Here is a 17,850-nt window from a genome sequence, read left to right on the forward strand (position 1 = left end):
TTCTGCTGGGCCACACCAAAATAGAAAGCACTGTTCGCTATCTTGGTGTAGATGTCGAAGACGCTTTGGCCTTGGCAGAGGCAACCGAAGTTTAGCTTCTCATCGGGCTATCCTCGTTTCTCCAAACCCTGGGATAGCCCGTACCATTTTGGGCGTTTAAAAGCAGTTGGTCTCAAAAGCGCCAAGGGTTGCCATTTGGGGTAAGTTGGCGCTTGTTCGAAAGCAGACATACCCAAAGGAAGGATCGCAGCACGTAAGGCGCAATCTGGCAGGACAGCGCCGCTTCATGGGCAGTGAATTTGGGTATGGTTCATTTCACTTAGACAGCCTTTGCTGCAGGCTGTGCCCACGCAAAGGCTTAAGTCGAGTTTGAGCGCAAAAGATGGGGCGTCAAGGCAAGCGAAGTGCGGCCTAAAGTCGTTCTTAGTTACCTGGTGGAATAGTTGCACAGCTTCAAGTTTCGCTTGACCGTGGAGCATTCCATGGTTGGAATGCTCCTTATGGGGCGAAGCGCATAGTTGTGAAAATTTGGCCTGCTACGGGATTCGGTAAGTTGGACGTTCGTGGATTGACAGGTGGGTTCGTGGTAGGTGCGGTCGGATTTCTGGCCGCAACCTTCTTTAGTTCAATTGCTTTAGTGCCGGTGCATTTAGCTATCCCAGCGTTAGCCTCTTTTGTTGGGTTGCTAGTCGTAGGACCTGCTGCCGAAGAGTTGCTCCGCGTGACAATCCTGAAAAAGCATCAAGATTTGGGACTCACACCAATGACATTATTGTCGTTTGCCCTAGGATGGTTCCTGGCTGAACTAGGCATCAAGTTGTTGGGTGGGGTGGATTTCAGAGTTTCTAGATTCTGTGGATTCGACTATGTTGGATCTTTGCAACCTTTAGTTCTACATGCCATGTACACTTATCTTTCATGGGTGATCCTAAAGCGATCAAAGAATGTCCTATTAGCTATCGGTGCAACGCTTTCGGTTCATATCATGTACAACATTTCAGTGTTGGTGTCAGACATATTGGGAATGACATTTATCGAGATAGACGATCTATTTACGATGCTGGCGTTTGCTGTATGTCTTTTCTTCGCTAGCAGATTACGCAAAATCAATCCTAACGTATCAGGAGTAGCCGTTGATTAGTTTTAGTTTTGCTTATTTTGGCTGAGACTTCGTTGCTACTGCTTCCCTGAGCTGATTATCGCGACCTCAATCGAGTTCAAAGAACTGGTTTATCGGATCCGAGCGGCCCTTACCGACCTCGGTATTCAAGCTTATAGCAAGGACTGGCCGCTCCAGCTCGGCTTGCCGCTAAAGGCCGATGTCATCACCGACAAACGCACATTCAGGAGCTTGCTGCTTGATCCACTCCTCGCAGCACGAGCACGTGCGGATGCAGGGTGAGTGAGGGGTTTAGGTGGCCGGTCATTAGTCTGCTTTCTTTGAAATGCGAGTCTAAAGCGGACAATCTCCTTTCGGCCAAGTCCAGTCAATCCCGGGCGCATTCACGCGATGAATCGACCGATGCTAAAAAGCCAAAGCGTCAAAGGTATGTCTAGCTGATTGTTCAAGCTATTTGCGTCGGCCGATAGTCGATAAGGCTCGCATTTGATGTTTGTGCCACGACCGGGTAGCGTCGACGCACTTATTTTGGGAAGGGCAGGATGGCAACGAATAGGGTACTTGCAGCGGCGCTGTATGCGGCGCTTATTGCGCTACCTGCCGCCGCTGCACCAGCATCTGCGGCTCCTCCCGCCGCACTGAGCGAGGGTGGCGAACGCTCGCATGCGCTGCCCCCGATACTCAACGCGCGTGAGCGAGCGATGACTGAGAACCGCATTCTAGCGGAGCGGCTTGATACCCTCATCCCTGCGATCATGCGCGAACAGCGCATCGATTTATGGCTGCTGGTGGCCCGCGAGTATTTTGAAGAGCCAGTGGTTGCGTCGATGCTTGATGCCGAAAATATGCACGCACGCCGGCGTACAATTTTGATCTTCTACGACCCAGGTGAAGGGAAACCGATTGAGCGTCTAACTGTCAGCCGCTATGGGCTTGGCGGCTTGTTCGCGCCTGCTTGGGATCAAGGTAAACAGCCCGATCAGTGGAAGGCGGTCGCAGACATCATCAATCAGCGTAATCCTGCAAAAATTGCGATCAACACCTCCGATCTCTATCAGTTCGCCGATGGAATGACGCTCAGTCAGTATGAGAAGTTCGTTGCCGCTTTGCCTGCTCGCTTGCATACGCGGATCGTCAGCGGCGAAGCGCTCGCCATCCGTTGGCTTGAAACGCGTACGCCTGCCGAAATGGCAATCTATCCGACACTCATGCGAACCGCCCATAGGCTGATTGGCGAAGCGTTTTCGCGGTCAGTTATCACCCCCGGCGTGACGACCGCGGAGCAAGTGCAGTGGTGGTATCGCGACCGGCTGCGCCAACTCGGCCTCGATCCGTGGTTTCACCCGTCCGTCGGGATCCAACGCAAGGGCATTAAAGGCATGCTCGAAGGCGACGAAGTGATCCAGCCCGGCGATCTGTTATGGACAGATTTTGGCATCACTTACCTTCGGCTGAATACCGATATGCAGCATCTTGCGTATGTGTTGAAGCCGGGTGAGAGCAAAGCACCTGCAGGCCTCAGGCAGGGGCTAGCAAACAGCAACCGTGTGCAAGATATGCTTACCCGCCATTTCGCACTTGGGCGCAGTGGGAACGAGGTGCTGGCGCTTACCCGGGCAGAAGCGGCGGCGGCCGGTCTTGATACTTCGATTTACTCGCACCCGATTGGCTTGCATGGGCACGGCGCTGGTCCCTCCATCGGATTTTGGGACAATCAGAAGGCCGATCCACGCGGCAACGGCTTGATTGCCGCCAACACGGCTTGGTCCATTGAGCTGACAACTTTCGCTGCGGTACCTGAATGGGACCACCAGCGCGTCGATTTCCGCGCTGAAGAGAATGCATTCTTTGATGGGACGAACGTGCGCTATATCGACGGACGCCAAACAGAAATCACGCTAATCCCCTCAGGGCAGTAAGTCGGCGTCGCGGCCACATCGGCGCATGCGCCGATACCCTGTAAACGGGGAAGCGGCGTGTCCGAACTGCTTCCGCTGGCCGCTTCCCAATTCATGGGGAAGCTCCGGCGAAGCCGATGAAGGGGTGTTTCCACCTAAAACCATCACCCCGGCTGACGAGCTGTCTGTTGGGCCAACCAAGCGGGCATCCATTCAGAGGCCAGCTCTTCTGCCCGCGCAAGGATGGCATCCAAATGCGGGTTCTTGGGCATGTTGCGGATGGCGATAGCGCGTAATTCTTCAACGGTGGGGACGCGCCAGCCTTCGCGGGCCTTGGCGAGGCGGTCGGCAAAGTCTTGCAGCAATTGATGGGCGGCTTTTTCCATCAGGGCGGGGCCTGGCAAGTGAATCCCTTGCACCATTTCCTTGGGCGGGTGACGCAAGTCCCATACGATCCCGAACCACGACAAAACGCGCAGGATCAGGAAGCTCAAATCAAACTCCCACCACTTAAAGCCTTGCCGAGCTGCATTGGGGAAAGCGTGGTGATTGTTATGCCAGCCTTCGCCCATCGTGGCGATGGCCAGCATCCAATTATTGCGCGAGTGGTCACCCGTCACAAAGCGTTGGCGGCCGTGCACATGGGCGAGGGAATTGATGCAGAAAGTCGCGTGATAGCAAGCAATCAAGCTCCACACATAGCCAACTACAAGGCCGGACCAGCCCGCGAATAGCCAAACTACGACGCCTAAAATGACCGGCGGCAAATACGGATTACGCTCCAGCCACACGAGCTCTGGGTATTTGGTGAAATCAGCGATGCCATCATAGTCGGTGTCGTGATTCTTCGGGTCGATCACCCAACCAAAATGGGCATACCAAAAGCTGGTTCTGGCCGGAGAGTGGACATCTTGTGCGGTGTCGGAGAAGCGATGGTGGTTGCGGTGATGGCTCGCCCACCACAAGATGCCGCGCTGGGCCGAGGTTTGGGCAATGAAGGCGAGAATGAATTGGAAAGCCCGGCTGGTCTTAAAGCTCTTGTGCGCGAAATAGCGGTGATATCCTGCCGTCACGCCAAACATGCGCAACAGATAGAGACCCAGGCAAAGCCAAAGATCAGCCGCATGAACGCCTGTGAAAATCGCTGCTAAAGCAGAGACATGTAGCAAGTAAAACGGGATGGGATTGGGCGTCTCGGTGTCATTATGGCTCTTGATTGTCGCGGTCTCGTGCCGCTTTTCGTCATCGTTCATCTCACCGGCGCTCCAAACTATTAGCCTCGGGGCACGAGCCTGCAACAAGCTCTGTAAAGGCAAGATTAAAGGCTGTCGCAGAGTGGGGGAAGATATCAGCGTGGGCTGGCTGATAGTTTCTTCACAGGGTGGCGCAGATGGTGGTTGCAACGCAACGTCATGCATTCCCAAAAATGATTGCATCACAAGATGGCTTTGTAGCGTCACTTGGTCTAAACCCCCGCGCGCATGGGTTCGTGACCTAAATCAAGGACACGCGGACAATTTGCCAAAAGTACAGTTTCTTTAAAATACAGGAATCCTCCCCATGGATATCAAGAAAATTCCACCCGGCCACGATATGCCCCATGATGTGAATGTCGTGATCGAAGTACCGCTGGGTGGTGAGCCGATTAAGTACGAGATTGATAAGGAGTCCGGCGCGATGTTCGTCGACCGCTTTCTCTATACACCCATGCGCTATCCAACCAATTACGGCTTTATCCCCGGCACACTGTCCGGCGACGGTGACCCGGTTGACGTTTTGTGTATCGGCCGTCGCGCCTTGATCCCGGGCTGCGTTCTGCGCGTGAAGCCAATCGGCGTTTTGCTGATGGAAGATCAAGCTGGCGAAGACGAGAAGATTCTGGCCGTTCCCATTCCAAAGCTGACGGCCTTCTATGATGGCGTCGACAGCTATAAGGATTTGCCCGCCATCCAAGTCGCCCAGATTGAGCATTTCTTTGCCCATTATAAGGATCTGGAACCTGGCAAATGGACCAAGCTGAAAGGTTGGCAAGATGCCGAAGTTGCCAAGGCTATGATTATGGAAGGCGTAGAGCGCGCCAATGCCGCAGGTTTTGGGTATAAGGGCTCCTAAGCCGCTTACCTAGAACGACTAATGTAGCACTGTGGGGCGGTCTGATTGGGGTTCAAATACCATGTGGGCCACCCCAAGGCGCTTGGCCGCCCCGATCAGCGCCTCCAGCTCTGGCTCCCAGCCATCGGGCTTATCGGCCACAGGCAGGCAAGCCTTAATCGTGATGTCGCACCAGCCATGACGGCCAAGGGTCTCATCCAGCAAGCGGCCTGCATCGAGGCCATCTTCGGTCTCATAAAGCTCTAAGAGGCCCATGCCTTCCATACGATCGCAATCGCAAACACAGACCATCGCACAGCGTGCGCCCTTGGCCACTTTATGGTTGTAGCCTTCGCACACAACGGTGCCGACCAGAATGATTTGTCCCGAAAAAGTGCTCATTGCCGTGGCAGCGCAAAAACAATGCCAAAACTTTGCCTTGGAGTGGTCTCGAAGCGTCCTTGGATTTGCCTGATTCACTTGTGATTAACCCCAATCAGTCAGGACATTTCTGATAGACTTTACGAAAGGTTACGATCTTGGCAGGGCGCGGGGCAGGCAATGGAAGAAATTCCAATGGTGGCGGTCGTCGCGGCAGCTATCAAGATGGTCCACCACCGCGTCGTCGCGGGCCGTCGCGGTCTAGTGCTGCGAGACCTCGCAAGGGGCGTGGCTTTTTCGGTACCCTGTTTTATTGGGGTGCGGTCATGGTGCTTTGGATGGGGGTATTCGCCGTTGGCGTCTTCATCTGGGTTGCCTCAGACCTGCCAGACCCAGAAGCCTTGTGGAAGAAAACCGACCGCCCCTCAATCACCTATATTGATATTCGCGGTAATGTTGTCGACAGACGCGGTGCGCCCGATTCACCACCCATCGATCTAAAGAGCCTGCCATCCTATGTGCCTCAAGCTGTGCTGGCGATTGAAGACCGGAAATTCTATCGCCACTGGGGCTTCGATTTTGAAGGCTTGGCCCGTGCCTTCTACGTTAACGCACGCGCTGGCCGTGTGGTGCAGGGTGGTTCGACCCTGACGCAGCAATTGGCCAAGAACCTGTTTTTGTCGTCTGAACAATCGTTGAAGCGCAAAGCCCAGGAACTCTTGCTCTCAGTCTGGTTGGAAAGCCGCTTTAGCAAGGACGAGATTCTGGCGCTCTATTTGGCCCGCGTCTACTTTGGTTCGGGCGCCTATGGCATTGATGAAGCCGCACGCCGCTATTTCGACAAGACGCCGCAAAATCTCACCATCTCGGAAGCCGCTTTGCTGGCAGGCCTCTTAAAGGCCCCGTCGCGCTTCAATCCTGTTTCAAGTGCTCAGCGTGCGTCAGACCGTGCGACCGTTGTCCTCGATGTGATGGAGGCGCAAAATGTCATCACCAAGGAACAGCGCCTGCAAGCAGTCAGCCAACCCTTGCGCTTTGTGCCGACTTCGCGCGGCGGGGGTGCGGCCTATTTCCTCGATTGGATTGCAGAAGACGTAGGATCGATTGTTGGGGAGCCCGAGGAAGACATCATTGTTGAGACCACACTCGACTCGTCCGCCCAATTGAATGCAGAGACTGCGCTCGCCCAAGAACTCGGCCAGAATGGTAAAGCCATGCGGATGGGCCAAGGGGCCTTGGTCGCTTTCGCGGGTGACGGTGGCGTACGGGCCATGGTAGGTGGACGGAATTATCAGGAGAGCGAGTTTAACCGGGTGAGCGATGCTAAGCGTCAGCCTGGCTCTGCGTTCAAACCTTTTGTTTATCTGGCTGCGATGGAGCGGGGAGAGACGCCTTATTCCGTGCGGGTGGATGCGCCTATTAAGGTCGGCGAATGGGCTCCGCAAAACTATGATGGCAAGTTCCGGGGCGCGATGCCGTTGATCAGTGCCTTTGCCCGCTCGATCAACACCGTTGCCGTCGGTCTTGGCGAAGAAGTTGGCCGCGATTCCGTCATTCGTGCCGCGCGCCGCTTGGGCATCAGGTCGCGCCTTGACCCACAACCGACTTTGGCGCTGGGGACAGAAGTTTTGACCCCGCTTGAGTTGACCGCCGCCTATGTTCCGTTCGCCAATGGCGGAATGGCGGTCTCGCCCTATGGGTTTAAGCGTATCCGCACTCGTTCTGGCAAAATCTTGTGGGAGCGCACCCCCCCAGCCCCTCGTCGCGCAATCGAAGACGGGCCCCTGCGCAATATGAATCTGATGCTGGCCCAAGTGGTTTCAGCTGGCACCGCCCGTACCGCACAGCTTTCTGATCGCCCTGTCGGCGGCAAGACCGGCACGACGAGTGATTATGCCGATGCTTGGTTCATTGGCTTTACCGGTGGCTATGTGGCCGGCGTCTGGGTCGGCAATGATGACTTCACCGTCAAAACCAATCGCGTCACCGGCGGCTCAGCCCCCGCGCGGATCTGGCGGGCCTTTATGGTTCCAACCATGAAGGGGGTAGCGCCACGCGGCTTTGCCCTGCCGCTCGCCCCAGTACCCGATCCCAATGCTTTAGCAGAACCGACCGACGAGAATGTCGAAACGCTGCCGGTTGATCCGCTTGACCTTGCGACAGCCGGGGATGCCATGCCTGTGCCCGTTACCCCGAGCACAGAAGCCCAGCCCGCAGCGCCGACGCCAGTCCGCACGGCCCCTGAAACCCGCAGCCTCGACGAGATTGTGAAAGACGTGCAGACCCGTCCAGCAGAGGCAAGTGGGCCACCGCGTTAGCCATCTGTCCCACCCCAGCTAACCATTTTGTAATATGGGATGCGGCAGTTCTGGCGTTGGCAGGGCTGGCGTATCGTGCCAATTTGCCGCCTTGTTTCTGGGGGGAGTGTCTCAATGAATTTGAAGTCTTTATTGGCAGCCACGGCGCTGTGTTCTGTCATGATAGCGCCCGCATATGCCCAAACCGCCCCCAAAATGCGCGATGTTTTGAAGGCTTGGCAATTGGATAAGCCAAACGCGACGACGCAGTTTGTAACCAAAAGCATCAGCGAAGATCGCACAGTGCTGGAGAACGTCGTTTTCAAAGACAAGGAAACAAAAAAGACTGACATCAGCTTTGGTCAATTGGTTCTGCAACGTATGCCGCAAACGGGTGCCGCCTCTGATCCAGCTCGGTTTAGCCTCACCCTTGAAAATGGCACCGCGTTAGGCAAGGATGGCGAGAGAACGACGATTGGCAAGATCGAGGCTACGGGTCTGACCCAAACCTCCAATCTCGAAACACTTTCTAAGTGGATGGGCGGCGGCGGCAGTAAGGATGGCGCGAGCGCTGCTCAGAATATGGCAAACGCTAACTTTGACGGCGACATTCGTTTCACAAATGTAGCTTCGCAAATTAAGAGCACAGATGGCACGATCGCTGACAGTAAGATCGGCAATATCAATCTCGTTGGTATCAGCCTTAAGCCAGAGGGCTGGTCAACCACGTCGATGGAGATGTTGAATCTCGAGGTCGTTGATTCAGAAAGTGTTATTAAGCTTGGGAAGATATCTGCGACCGATTTTAAGAGTGCTGGGTGGCAGACACAGCCTGAAGACGGCTCCATGGATCTTGTGGACTTTGATATTAAGAAGGTTTCGCTTGGCTCCATGCTAATCGAGAACGTAGCTATGGACGTAAAATTGACAGCGGAAAAGGATCAGCCGCAAAACTTCTTATTCGCCATGGACCGGATGGAGTTAGCCAATTGGACCGATAAGAATATTGGCAAATTTGGTTTTTCGGGCATGAAGGGCACAATCGGCGCTGGGGAAAAGCGCGTCGAAATGAGCTTGGCGTCCTTCGCCCTTGAAGACATCAATGTCGCCTATTTCGCAGCTGTCGGTGGTGCCTTTGCTAAGATCATGTCGAGCTTGGAGCAGAAGCCAGATGGCCGCTCGGCACTCCTCGGCTTCGCTGAACTGGCCTCGGGATCTGCTTTAGCCGCAACGGCTGCGCCAGTAGTTGCGACCGCACCCAGTCCAAAATTGAAGGATTTGTTGCCCGGTGGGCCGCTTGATGGCGGCATTGGTGCCATCTCGATGTCAAAATTTGGTGTAGACGCTATGGGATTCAACTTTACCATCGACCAGATTGCAACCAGTTCGACCCGCAATGCCGATGGCATCATCATTGGGACGCGGATGGTGCCCACCACCATGAAACTGACCATTCCAGATGCCTTGTTGAATCAACCCAACAGTCCCATGGCAATGTTTGCGCCGCTGATTGCCGATGGGATTGAATTGGCTGTTCGGTATGATGCTACCTATGAGCCCACTACTGACGTCGTGAAGTTCAAGGAACTCGGCTATGAGTTAAAAGGTTGGGCAGGATTCAATTTAAACATGGCGATGGACGGGCTTGCGAAGTTTTATCGCGAACAGACCGTAGATTCACTCATGGAACCCATCGCGGCTGATCTGAAAAAGCTCAATGAACCCAAAGGTAAAGGCGAAAAGAAGCCAGACGATATGGAACAACTCAAGCGGGCCTTGGCAATCTATCAGGGTGTGCGCTTTCTCAATGGCGCGCTAGAGCTGCGCGATCAAGGCGGGATCGGAAAGGCAGCTGGGGTGTTTGCCTCAATGATGGCCCCGCCTGCCAAGGGTGCAACCAGTCGCACGGCTACTCAGGACGCCCAAGCGCTCGCTCAAGTGCGCCAATCTTGGGCAGAGCCATTGCGTCAGTCGGCGGCGGAGAAGAACAAGTCCATCCTCGAGCGGCAGTTCCTGATCTCCTTGGCCCGCTGGATCGAAGTTGGGGGCGCAATGACGGCTGTTATGCAGCCTCCTGCGCCCATCGATTTCCCAGCCTTGGCAGAGCCAAAAGACCTGCCAACGCGGCTCGGCTTAACCTTTACCAATCAGCCAGCTGCTAAAAACTGACGTTCTTTATCCGCACTGAAATAAGTGCGGATAAACTGTTTCTGGCGGGGGTAAATCTCGCTCTTGAACCGTCGGCCATTAAACACGCCATAGTGGCCGACGCCTTCTTGTACATAATCATATTGCATCTTTTTCGGGATGCCGGTGCAGATGTCGTGTGCCGCTTGGGTCTGGCCAATACCTGAAATATCGTCCTTCTCGCCCTCGACGGTCATCAGTGCGACCGTTTTAATGGCTTGGGGCTTAACCAGACGGTCGCGACACATCAGTACACCGCGTGGCAGATGATATTCTTGAAACACTTTTTGGATCGTCTGAAGGTAGAATTCTTCCGACAGGTCCAGAACCGCCAGATACTCATCATAGAATTCGCGGTGCTTTTCGGCTTCATCGCCGTCACCGGCAACCAAGTGATTGAAGAAGTCGCGGTGGGCGTCGATGTGGCGGTCCATATTCATTTGCATGAAGGAGGCCAATTGTACAAAGCCCGGATAAACGCGTCGGAAAGCACCCGGGAAAATTGGCGGCACGGTCTGGATCATCTTAGACTCAAACCAAGCAAATGGCTTTTCTTCCGCCAACTTATTGGTCACCGTGGGTGAGCATCGCGCATCAATGGGTGAACCCATATAGGTCATGGATGCGGGCAGGGCAGGGTCTTTGTCTTCGGCCATCAAGGCGATGGCGGCCAAGACGGGAGGGCCTGGTTGGCACACGGCCACCACATGGGCCTGCGGGCCCACTTGCACCAGCATTTCGCGGATATGTTCGATATAGTCGTCCAGATCAAAGCGCCCCATGCCAATTGGCACATCACGGGCATCATGCCAGTCGGTGATATAGACGTCGTGATCTTGGATGAAGGCTTCGACCGTGCCGCGCAGCAAGGTCGCGAAATGGCCCGATAAAGGTGCTGCGATCAGCACGCGTGGTTCAACCCAATCAGGCCCGCGCGCTTGCGCCAAAGCCTGCTTGTCGCGCTTAAAATGGACGAGGCTGCACCAAGCCGAAGACCAGACGGTCTCGATCGTAACCGGCACTTTGATGCCATTGATCACGGTGGAATCAATCCGCCAATCGGGCTTCTCATAGCGGCGTGTCATCGCTTCAAACAGGTCCGACGCGGCGCTGAGATTGCGGCCAAAGGGCGTCTGAGCGATGGGATTAAGCGGATTAGCAAGCAAGGCGCGCTGGAAATTGACGGCCAAGCGCCACGGCATCAGAGCAGTACGCTGCATCTCAACAATGGAATAAAGCATGGTTGCTCCCTCTGCCCGCACCACTTGTGGCGGCCAGATCAGATATGATTGCATGGTATCTATGAAGATTTGGCAACCATATCACGCAGCATCATTAGCGTGCTTGCCGCTAGGGAATGTCAAATAAATGATCAAAACCAGATATTTACAAGAATGCTGCAACTGCGTTGTGCAAAATGCACAACCGATAGGTGGACCAGATACTTGGTTTAAGCAGGCAAGATTCGTGCGTTGGGCGAATTATTACAAGCCATTCTTGGACAGCGCTGCCAAACACTGGCCCATCGCTTTGGGGTCTGGGTCGGCTGAAAAGAAGGTGGCAAGCTTGCCTTGGCGGTCAAGCAGATAGAAGATTGAAGTATGGTCGATCAGATAATCCTTGGCCGAGGAGCCTTCTGGTACGGACTTGCGAAAGCCCACCTTAAAGGCTTTAGCCGCTGCAGCGACCTGCTCGACACTGCCTGTTAGGCCTTGCAGCTTTTCGGGGAAGCCGCCTGATGTCACATAGGTTTTCAAGGCGGCTGGATTATCTCGCTCTGGGTCCAAACTGATCAGAATGGGCTGGATGTCGCCTGCCTTGGAGCCCGGAACTGTTTTAGCTTCATCCAAAGCTAGCCGCATGGTTTGAAGGGACAGGGGGCAGATATCTGGGCAATAGGTAAAGCCGAAATAGATAAGCGTGGGCTTGCCCGCGAAAGTCTTCTCGGTCACGGCCACATTATCTTGATTGACCAGGCTAAAGGGGCCGCCAATCTCTGCAAAGGCGCGGGCGTTGCAGCCCTCTGGCAGGGCGGTCTCAACAGGCTTTGGGGCTAAGCCCTTTTGCACAAAGGCGGCGCCCAAAACCACCAAACCAAGGCCAAGCGCGCCAAGGGCGATCAGGCGGGGCAATGGTGCGGACGGCTTAGTGGGGGGCGGTTCAGACGGCTTCGACATGGGTCGTGATCCACCACTTATTCCCGGTGCTGGCAAGCACGCTTTGACAGTTTTGCCTGCGACCGTTTGTCCGCCACGAGAGTGCGCGAGCCTTTCTGATCTCGCCGCAGCATGGTACGGACGTAGCATTCCAATTAAAGTGCGGGCCCCTCATGTTTCAAATTGGCTTCATCCTGTTTCCCAATGTCACCCAGTTAGACTTTACGGGGCCCTTGCAGGTTCTCCACCGCTTGCCGGACTCTCAAGTCCATATCATCAGCCACACCTTAGAGCCGGTGCCCAGTGATTGCGGCTTGTCCTTAGTGCCAACCACGACGTTTGAGGATTGTCCGCCGCTGGATTTGATCTGTGTGCCCGGTGGCTTTGGGGTCGAACATGCGATGGCAGACCCCGTCCTCATCGCCTTTCTGAAAGAGCAGGCAGGCCAAGCGCGCTATATCACCAGCGTGTGCACTGGGGCGTTTGTTCTGGGCGCAGCTGGCTTGTTGAAAGACAAACAGGCGACCACCCATTGGGCCTATCATAGCCTGTTGTCGGAAGTCGGTGCGATTCCAACCCAAGGGCGCGTGGTGCGCGATGGGCGTGTTTTCACGGGCGGCGGGGTAACGGCGGGCATCGACTTTGCCTTGACGATTGTTGCCGAAATCGCTGGTCAAACGATCGCCCAACGCATCCAATTGTCGATTGAATATGATCCAGCCCCACCGTTTGTGGGTGGGTCTCCACAAACAGCACCGGGCGATATTCTGGCGGGGCTTGCAGGCTTCTATGCCAAGCGCAATTTGGAATTCGGGCCGGCTGTCACAAAGGCTTATAGTCAGTTCAGCGATTAAAGGCGTAACGCCCGCACGGCCGCATGGCGGGCAAAGCTTAAGGTCACCGCTTTGCGTCGCGCCGGGGCAAGATCAAATCGGGGTGCGCGGCGCACAATCTCGGCCCCAAATGTATCGGCGACAATCAGGCCGGGCGCTTGCTCTTCTGTCGCAGGGATCAGGTCGATTGGAAAATCTGGCGCGACCGCGAAATAGAACAGGTCGCAATAGGGCGCATATTCTGGCCATTTCATATCGGTCTTGAAATCCTCTACCCCGGACTTGACCTCCACGATCACCAACTCACCCTTGGGGCTCAGACCGCAGATATCGGCCCGACGACTATTGGCGAGCTTAAACTCCCAGATAGGCGCATAGCCCGCATGGATCAGGCAACGGGTCGCGCCATTGCGCACGGCCAAAGTGACATCTGGCCGCGCGGCCGGCATCACGACCGAACCCACTGTTTCTGTGGTGGTATAAGACAAAAGATCGGGGCTAAGTGGATCAAGCATGATCCATCATGTTCTATCTATGTTCTTTTGTCGAGGGGCCCTATTTCTTTTTTGCTTTAGCGCCGGGCCAAGGCTGTACATCCAGCTTAGTCCAATGGCGGGCCTTCTGTGTAGGCTTCGCATCTGGGCCTAGGCCTTGGAAATAAGCCTTTTGCCACTTGTCTTTCTGGGCTTGAGAACCGGGGATCTCAAGTTCATTGTTGAAATTATTGCGGCTATCCTGCCACTCCTCATAGGAGTCTTTGAGGTTCTCTTCAGTCTCATAGGGCTTGAATTCTGGCTTGATCTGCTCAATCCCTGCCAAATTGACCGGGAAGATATGGGCGAACGGCTCACCCTTTTGGAAGCGTACGGGATGGAATGCCCGTGTCATCACCCAATTCATCGTGAAGGTATAATGCGACCAATCCGTCTCAATAATCCCGGAGAGGGCTGCGATCCCGTCCTTTGGATTATTCATCGGCCCTGTGGTCATGAGTTGGGTGCCAGGCTCGGTGCGGAAAATTTGGTTCACATGAAAGGTCAAGACGCCATGACCAAAGTGGCTGGCGGGATGGGGCCAACCATCTTCCAGTATCTCAACCACCATGGCATCGGGGCTCGGGCCGCCATCCCAAGTCACTTCAAACGAGCAAGGGCACAGCATCTCCCACCCATATTGGTTGGCAATATTCAGCGGCAAGCAGCGATAGGCGAAACGGTCAGAGGTTGAGTCCATCCAAGGCCGTTGAGCAGGGCCTGGACGCATCTCCGTCGGAGGAAAGCCAAGAGTATAGGAAATCAGTTTCATGGCATAGCTTCCTCAGTCTTTGGGCGCGATTTGTCTAGCCCTGAAGGCGTAAACCTTGCACCCTTAAGCCAGCAAAGTGCGGATGGCCCAAAAGATCAAACCCCAGAGGGCAGTCGAGGCGATTAGGGCGAAGATGATCGTCTGTTGCCAAGACCATTTTTGCTTTTCAGTGTCACCGTTGCGATACCCGCGCGCGAGAGCGAGGGGTGCCCGCGGGACAGGCCCGAGCTTACGCGGAAAGGGAGACTCTAACTGGGTCATTGAACCATTAAAACTGCGAATCCTTATACATGTGTTAACCAAACCCCATCGAAAGGCATCTTCCTGATCCCTATCTGTATATTTCAGTGCGAAGCTATGCCAAAAGCGGCCCGCGTCTGCTTATGATCAGGCCTGTCAAACTAAGTTGCGGTCGCCATGCCGCCGGAGATCTAAAGATGACTAATCCCGCTCCCATCGTGACCGTTGGTGTTGGCACAGGTGCTGTGCAAGTTGGCAACAGCTTGCCGATAAGCTTCATCTGTGGCCCTTGTGCGATGGAAAGCCGCGAGCATGCGTTGGAAACAGCCCAATGGCTCAAAGAAACCTATGGCAAATTGGGCGCTGGTCTGATTTACAAGTCTAGCTATGACAAGGCCAATCGGTCGAGCTTGACGGGTGCGCGCGGCTTCGGTCTCGATAATGCGATGGCGGTGTTTCAAGAGATAAAGGACAAATTGGGCTTACCAGTTTTGACCGATGTGCACACCGAAGAGCATTGCCGCATCGTCGGCGAAGTCGTCGATGTGTTGCAGATTCCAGCTTTCTTGTGCCGCCAAACCGATTTGCTGATTGCCGCAGCTAAGACTGGCAAAGTCGTGAATATCAAGAAGGGCCAGTTCTTGGCGCCTTGGGATATGAAACATGTGATCGCCAAGGTGACTGGCTCTGGCAATCCAAATGTTATGGTGACCGAACGCGGTGCAAGCTTCGGCTATAACACCTTGGTGACCGATTTCCGCGGCCTGCCGACGATGGCAGCTTTTGGTGCGCCGGTCGTGTTTGATGCGACCCATTCGGTTCAGCAACCCGGTGGGCGCGGCGATTCCTCGGGTGGCGATCGGTCCATGGTCAAGTATTTGGCACGGGCCGCAGCAGCCGTTGGTGTCGCCGCCATCTTCATGGAAAGCCATCCAGACCCCGATAAAGCCCCGTCAGACGGGCCAAATATGGTGCCGTTTGCTGAGTTGGAAGATGTGTTGCAGGGCATTATCGCCCACGACAAAATCACCAAGGGCTACTAGACCTCTGTGGCCTTCGGGCCACAGGTCTTCCCGAAGATGGCTAAACCAAGCATCTTTTTAGTTTGAGTGGCTTTACCGGCGTAAGCACTGCCGTTAACCACGCCCTCACAAACCTAAGGGGGACCACTTAAGCATGATTGAGAATTGACACGGGGCGATTGCTGACGCCGCCCATCCAACGATGGTTTGTCTCATTAGGTTGAGCCGACCCACGCGCGTCGCACTTCAATTCCTTCGTGGCTTTGCCGTTAAACGGCCTTGCTTAAGCTTATTCAAACAGCCTGCACTTTGAACCACATCAGACGGTGCTTGGCTGTTTTGCGATTTCGTGTGACCCATGTCAGACTTTTATGATGACGAAGACGACGCTTCGACGCGTCAGCAAAAGGCCCATATCGGCCAAATTATGCGTTACCTCTGGCGGCATTGGTCCAGCCAGCCGGTGAAGTTCACCGCTGTTGTTGTGTTGATGGTGCTGTCCACGGCCTGCGAACTTCTTTTGCCCGCTTTATCAGGCCGGATCGTCGAAACCTTGACGAAGGGCCCTCAAGCGGCGGACCAAGCTTTTGAGCTATTTTGGCTTTTCGCGGCCATTGCAGCTGGCATGTTTGTCCTGCGCAATATGCTTGTGCGGGTGTGGAACCTGTTTGCGGCGCGCAATATGGCCAATATCACCAGCGCCAGCTTCAAAGATGTTCAGCGCTTCTCCAGCCAGTGGCACAGCGACAATTTCGCTGGCGCAACCGTGCGCCGGGTTAGCCGCGCCATGTGGGCCTATGACACGCTGTCAGACAATTTTCTGTGGTTCATCTTGCCGGCAGCCATTGTGCTGCTGGGCTTGACTGGGATGATGTTGGCTACTTGGCCAATGGTTGGCCTTTATGTCGGTGGGTCGATTACGCTTTTTACGCTCGCCAGTATTTTGATTGCCCGCCTCTACATCCAAAAAGCCAATGAGCGTTCTAACTCGGCTGACACGTCGATTGGGGCCTCTCTGGCGGACGCGGTTTCAGCAAACCCAACGGTGAAAGCCTTTGGCGCAGAAGCCCGTGAAGAAGTGCGTTTTGGCGGGGTTGTGGAGAAATGGCGCGGGCTCGTGGCCATCACGTGGATGCGCTATGCAGACGGCTGGGCGGTCTCCAACATCATCCTATGGTCCCTACAAGTTGGGCTTTTGGGTCTGGTTTTGATCGAATGGCGCGAAGGCCGGGCAAGCCCTGGTGATGCAACCTTTGCTCTGACCAGCTACTTTCTGATCGCCAGCTATTTGCGAAATCTGGGTGAGACGGTGCAGCAAGTTCAGCGCGGCTTTGCCGATATTGAAGATGCTGTTGCCTATAGCTTGGAAGTAGAAGACGTAGCTGATGCACCCGATGCCAAGCGCTTTGTGCAAGGCAATGGCGAGATCGTGTTTGATGGCGTCACATTCGGCTATCGCGGGCAGAGCGAGCCTTTGTATAATGACTTCTCTTTGACCATCCAGCCTGGGGAAACTGTGGCACTGGTAGGACAGACCGGGTCTGGCAAATCGACCTTCGTCAAGCTCTTACAACGCCTCTATGATGTCGATGCGGGTGCCATCCGCATTGACGGTCAAGACGTACGCCACGTGCGACAAGATAGCCTGCGCGGCTCTATTGCCTTGGTGCCGCAGGATCCAGCCTTGTTTCACCGCAGCCTGCGGGAAAACATCGCCTATGCCCGCCCGGACGCAAGTCTGGCTGAGTTGGAAGCAGCCACCCGTGATGCGCGCGCGGCAGACTTCATTGGCCGCTTGCCGAAGGGTCTTGAGACCCAAGTGGGCGAGCGGGGAGTCAAGCTATCAGGTGGGGAGCGTCAGCGCGTCGCGCTTGCGCGCGCATTTCTAGCCGATGCTCGCATCTTGATCTTGGACGAGGCCACATCCTCACTCGACACCCAGACCGAACGAGACGTTCAAGATGCGATGAAGGCCTTGGCCAAAGACAAGACGACCATTTTGATTGCGCACCGCCTGTCGACAGTGCGTGAAGCTGATCGAATTTTGGTGTTCGAGGCCGGACGCATCGTGGAGCAGGGCACGCATGACACCTTGGTGGCAAAAGGTGGCGCTTATGCCCGCCTCAACGCCCTCTCGGTCGGCGATAAACTCGGTGGCGACTTGGATTTGCATGCAGAGCTGCCCGTCCAACAAGAAGCCAACTAGGGGCCGCTTTACCCCACAAGTCGACTGATAAGTGTGCAATGCCAGCCGCTTAACTGCCCTTGCCCTCATCGCAATCCCGTGATCATGTGCGCGCCACAGATCACGGGGCTGTCA

At 55.0% G+C, this 17,850-nt stretch carries 14 protein-coding genes; 8 read left to right on the forward strand and 6 right to left on the reverse strand.

Translation table 11 applies throughout. From position 1 onward, the window contains the following. Positions 1-520 precede the first annotated feature (520 nt). Entirely contained in the window at positions 521-1,141 is a 621-nt protein-coding gene (locus ACIQ20_RS08370; RefSeq protein ID WP_395779265.1) for a hypothetical protein, read from the forward strand. 521 nt (positions 1,142-1,662) lie between these two features. Beyond that, positions 1,663-3,039: a M24 family metallopeptidase gene (locus ACIQ20_RS08375; RefSeq protein ID WP_395779267.1), complete on the forward strand. Its 1,377-nt coding sequence runs from the start codon at positions 1,663-1,665 to the stop codon at positions 3,037-3,039. A gap of 143 nt (positions 3,040-3,182) precedes the next feature. Here the strand turns inward: ACIQ20_RS08375 and ACIQ20_RS08380 are convergent, their stop codons facing one another. Beyond that, positions 3,183-4,271, reverse strand: a complete 1,089-nt coding sequence (locus tag ACIQ20_RS08380; RefSeq protein ID WP_395779269.1) for an acyl-CoA desaturase — start codon at positions 4,269-4,271, stop codon at positions 3,183-3,185. 307 nt (positions 4,272-4,578) lie between these two features. On the opposite strand from ACIQ20_RS08380, the gene ppa reads away from it, so the two are divergent. After that, positions 4,579-5,130: an inorganic diphosphatase gene (ppa, locus tag ACIQ20_RS08385; RefSeq protein WP_395779271.1), complete on the forward strand. Its 552-nt coding sequence runs from the start codon at positions 4,579-4,581 to the stop codon at positions 5,128-5,130. Between the two features lie 18 nt (positions 5,131-5,148). On the opposite strand, the gene ACIQ20_RS08390 is transcribed toward ppa, so the two are convergent. Continuing rightward, positions 5,149-5,511 carry a hypothetical protein gene (locus ACIQ20_RS08390; protein ID WP_395779273.1) on the reverse strand — a complete coding sequence of 121 codons (363 nt, stop codon included), beginning with the start codon at positions 5,509-5,511 and terminating at the stop codon, positions 5,149-5,151. Positions 5,512-5,648: 137 nt separating this feature from the next. On the opposite strand from ACIQ20_RS08390, the gene ACIQ20_RS08395 reads away from it, so the two are divergent. Continuing rightward, positions 5,649-7,808, forward strand: a complete 2,160-nt coding sequence (locus ACIQ20_RS08395; protein ID WP_395779275.1) for a transglycosylase domain-containing protein — start codon at positions 5,649-5,651, stop codon at positions 7,806-7,808. A gap of 114 nt (positions 7,809-7,922) precedes the next feature. After that, positions 7,923-9,956 carry a hypothetical protein gene (locus ACIQ20_RS08400; RefSeq protein ID WP_395779277.1) on the forward strand — a complete coding sequence of 678 codons (2,034 nt, stop codon included), beginning with the start codon at positions 7,923-7,925 and terminating at the stop codon, positions 9,954-9,956. On the opposite strand, the gene ACIQ20_RS08405 is transcribed toward ACIQ20_RS08400, so the two are convergent. Beyond that, positions 9,935-11,215, reverse strand: a complete 1,281-nt coding sequence (locus ACIQ20_RS08405; protein WP_395779279.1) for a polyhydroxyalkanoate depolymerase — start codon at positions 11,213-11,215, stop codon at positions 9,935-9,937. The genes ACIQ20_RS08400 and ACIQ20_RS08405 overlap by 22 nt on opposite strands. 243 nt (positions 11,216-11,458) lie before the next feature. Further along, a complete protein-coding gene (locus ACIQ20_RS08410) occupies positions 11,459-12,151 on the reverse strand; it encodes an SCO family protein (protein WP_395779281.1) in 693 nt (230 codons plus the stop codon). Between the two features lie 152 nt (positions 12,152-12,303). Here ACIQ20_RS08410 and ACIQ20_RS08415 point away from each other — a divergent pair, with 152 nt between their 5' ends. Further along, entirely contained in the window at positions 12,304-12,984 is a 681-nt protein-coding gene (locus ACIQ20_RS08415) for a DJ-1/PfpI family protein (protein WP_395779283.1), read from the forward strand. Here the strand turns inward: ACIQ20_RS08415 and ACIQ20_RS08420 are convergent. Together ACIQ20_RS08420 and ACIQ20_RS08425 are read right to left on the reverse strand one after the other, a co-directional pair. Further along, positions 12,981-13,478, reverse strand: a complete 498-nt coding sequence (locus ACIQ20_RS08420) for an MmcB family DNA repair protein (protein WP_395779285.1) — start codon at positions 13,476-13,478, stop codon at positions 12,981-12,983. The genes ACIQ20_RS08415 and ACIQ20_RS08420 overlap by 4 nt on opposite strands. 40 nt (positions 13,479-13,518) lie before the next feature. Then, the gene (locus ACIQ20_RS08425; protein WP_395779287.1) at positions 13,519-14,268 is read right to left on the reverse strand and encodes a DUF6065 family protein; all 750 of its coding nucleotides are present in this window, start codon (positions 14,266-14,268) and stop codon (positions 13,519-13,521) included. 437 nt (positions 14,269-14,705) lie between these two features. Here ACIQ20_RS08425 and kdsA point away from each other — a divergent pair, with 437 nt between their 5' ends. Both kdsA and ACIQ20_RS08435 read left to right on the forward strand, forming a co-directional pair. Further along, positions 14,706-15,551 carry a 3-deoxy-8-phosphooctulonate synthase gene (kdsA, locus tag ACIQ20_RS08430; protein ID WP_395779289.1) on the forward strand — a complete coding sequence of 282 codons (846 nt, stop codon included), beginning with the start codon at positions 14,706-14,708 and terminating at the stop codon, positions 15,549-15,551. Between the two features lie 337 nt (positions 15,552-15,888). Next, positions 15,889-17,736 (forward strand): ABC transporter ATP-binding protein, encoded by a 1,848-nt coding sequence (locus ACIQ20_RS08435; RefSeq protein WP_395779291.1) that lies wholly within the window; start codon positions 15,889-15,891, stop codon positions 17,734-17,736. Positions 17,737-17,850: the final 114 nt, after the last annotated feature.

This window comes from Aquidulcibacter sp., assembly GCF_044346625.1.
Taxonomy (GTDB): domain Bacteria; phylum Pseudomonadota; class Alphaproteobacteria; order Caulobacterales; family Aquidulcibacteraceae; genus Aquidulcibacter.

Coding starts and splice junctions, on each gene's coding strand:
- ACIQ20_RS08375 (WP_395779267.1), top strand. CDS start 1,663: ATGGCAACGAATAGGGTACTTGCAGCGGCGCTGTATGCGGCGCTTATT.
- ACIQ20_RS08380 (WP_395779269.1), bottom strand. CDS start 4,271: ATGAACGATGACGAAAAGCGGCACGAGACCGCGACAATCAAGAGCCAT.
- ppa (WP_395779271.1), top strand. CDS start 4,579: ATGGATATCAAGAAAATTCCACCCGGCCACGATATGCCCCATGATGTG.
- ACIQ20_RS08390 (WP_395779273.1), bottom strand. CDS start 5,511: ATGAGCACTTTTTCGGGACAAATCATTCTGGTCGGCACCGTTGTGTGC.
- ACIQ20_RS08400 (WP_395779277.1), top strand. CDS start 7,923: ATGAATTTGAAGTCTTTATTGGCAGCCACGGCGCTGTGTTCTGTCATG.
- ACIQ20_RS08405 (WP_395779279.1), bottom strand. CDS start 11,215: ATGCTTTATTCCATTGTTGAGATGCAGCGTACTGCTCTGATGCCGTGG.
- ACIQ20_RS08410 (WP_395779281.1), bottom strand. CDS start 12,151: ATGTCGAAGCCGTCTGAACCGCCCCCCACTAAGCCGTCCGCACCATTG.
- ACIQ20_RS08415 (WP_395779283.1), top strand. CDS start 12,304: ATGTTTCAAATTGGCTTCATCCTGTTTCCCAATGTCACCCAGTTAGAC.
- ACIQ20_RS08420 (WP_395779285.1), bottom strand. CDS start 13,478: ATGCTTGATCCACTTAGCCCCGATCTTTTGTCTTATACCACCACAGAA.
- ACIQ20_RS08425 (WP_395779287.1), bottom strand. CDS start 14,268: ATGAAACTGATTTCCTATACTCTTGGCTTTCCTCCGACGGAGATGCGT.
- kdsA (WP_395779289.1), top strand. CDS start 14,706: ATGACTAATCCCGCTCCCATCGTGACCGTTGGTGTTGGCACAGGTGCT.
- ACIQ20_RS08435 (WP_395779291.1), top strand. CDS start 15,889: ATGTCAGACTTTTATGATGACGAAGACGACGCTTCGACGCGTCAGCAA.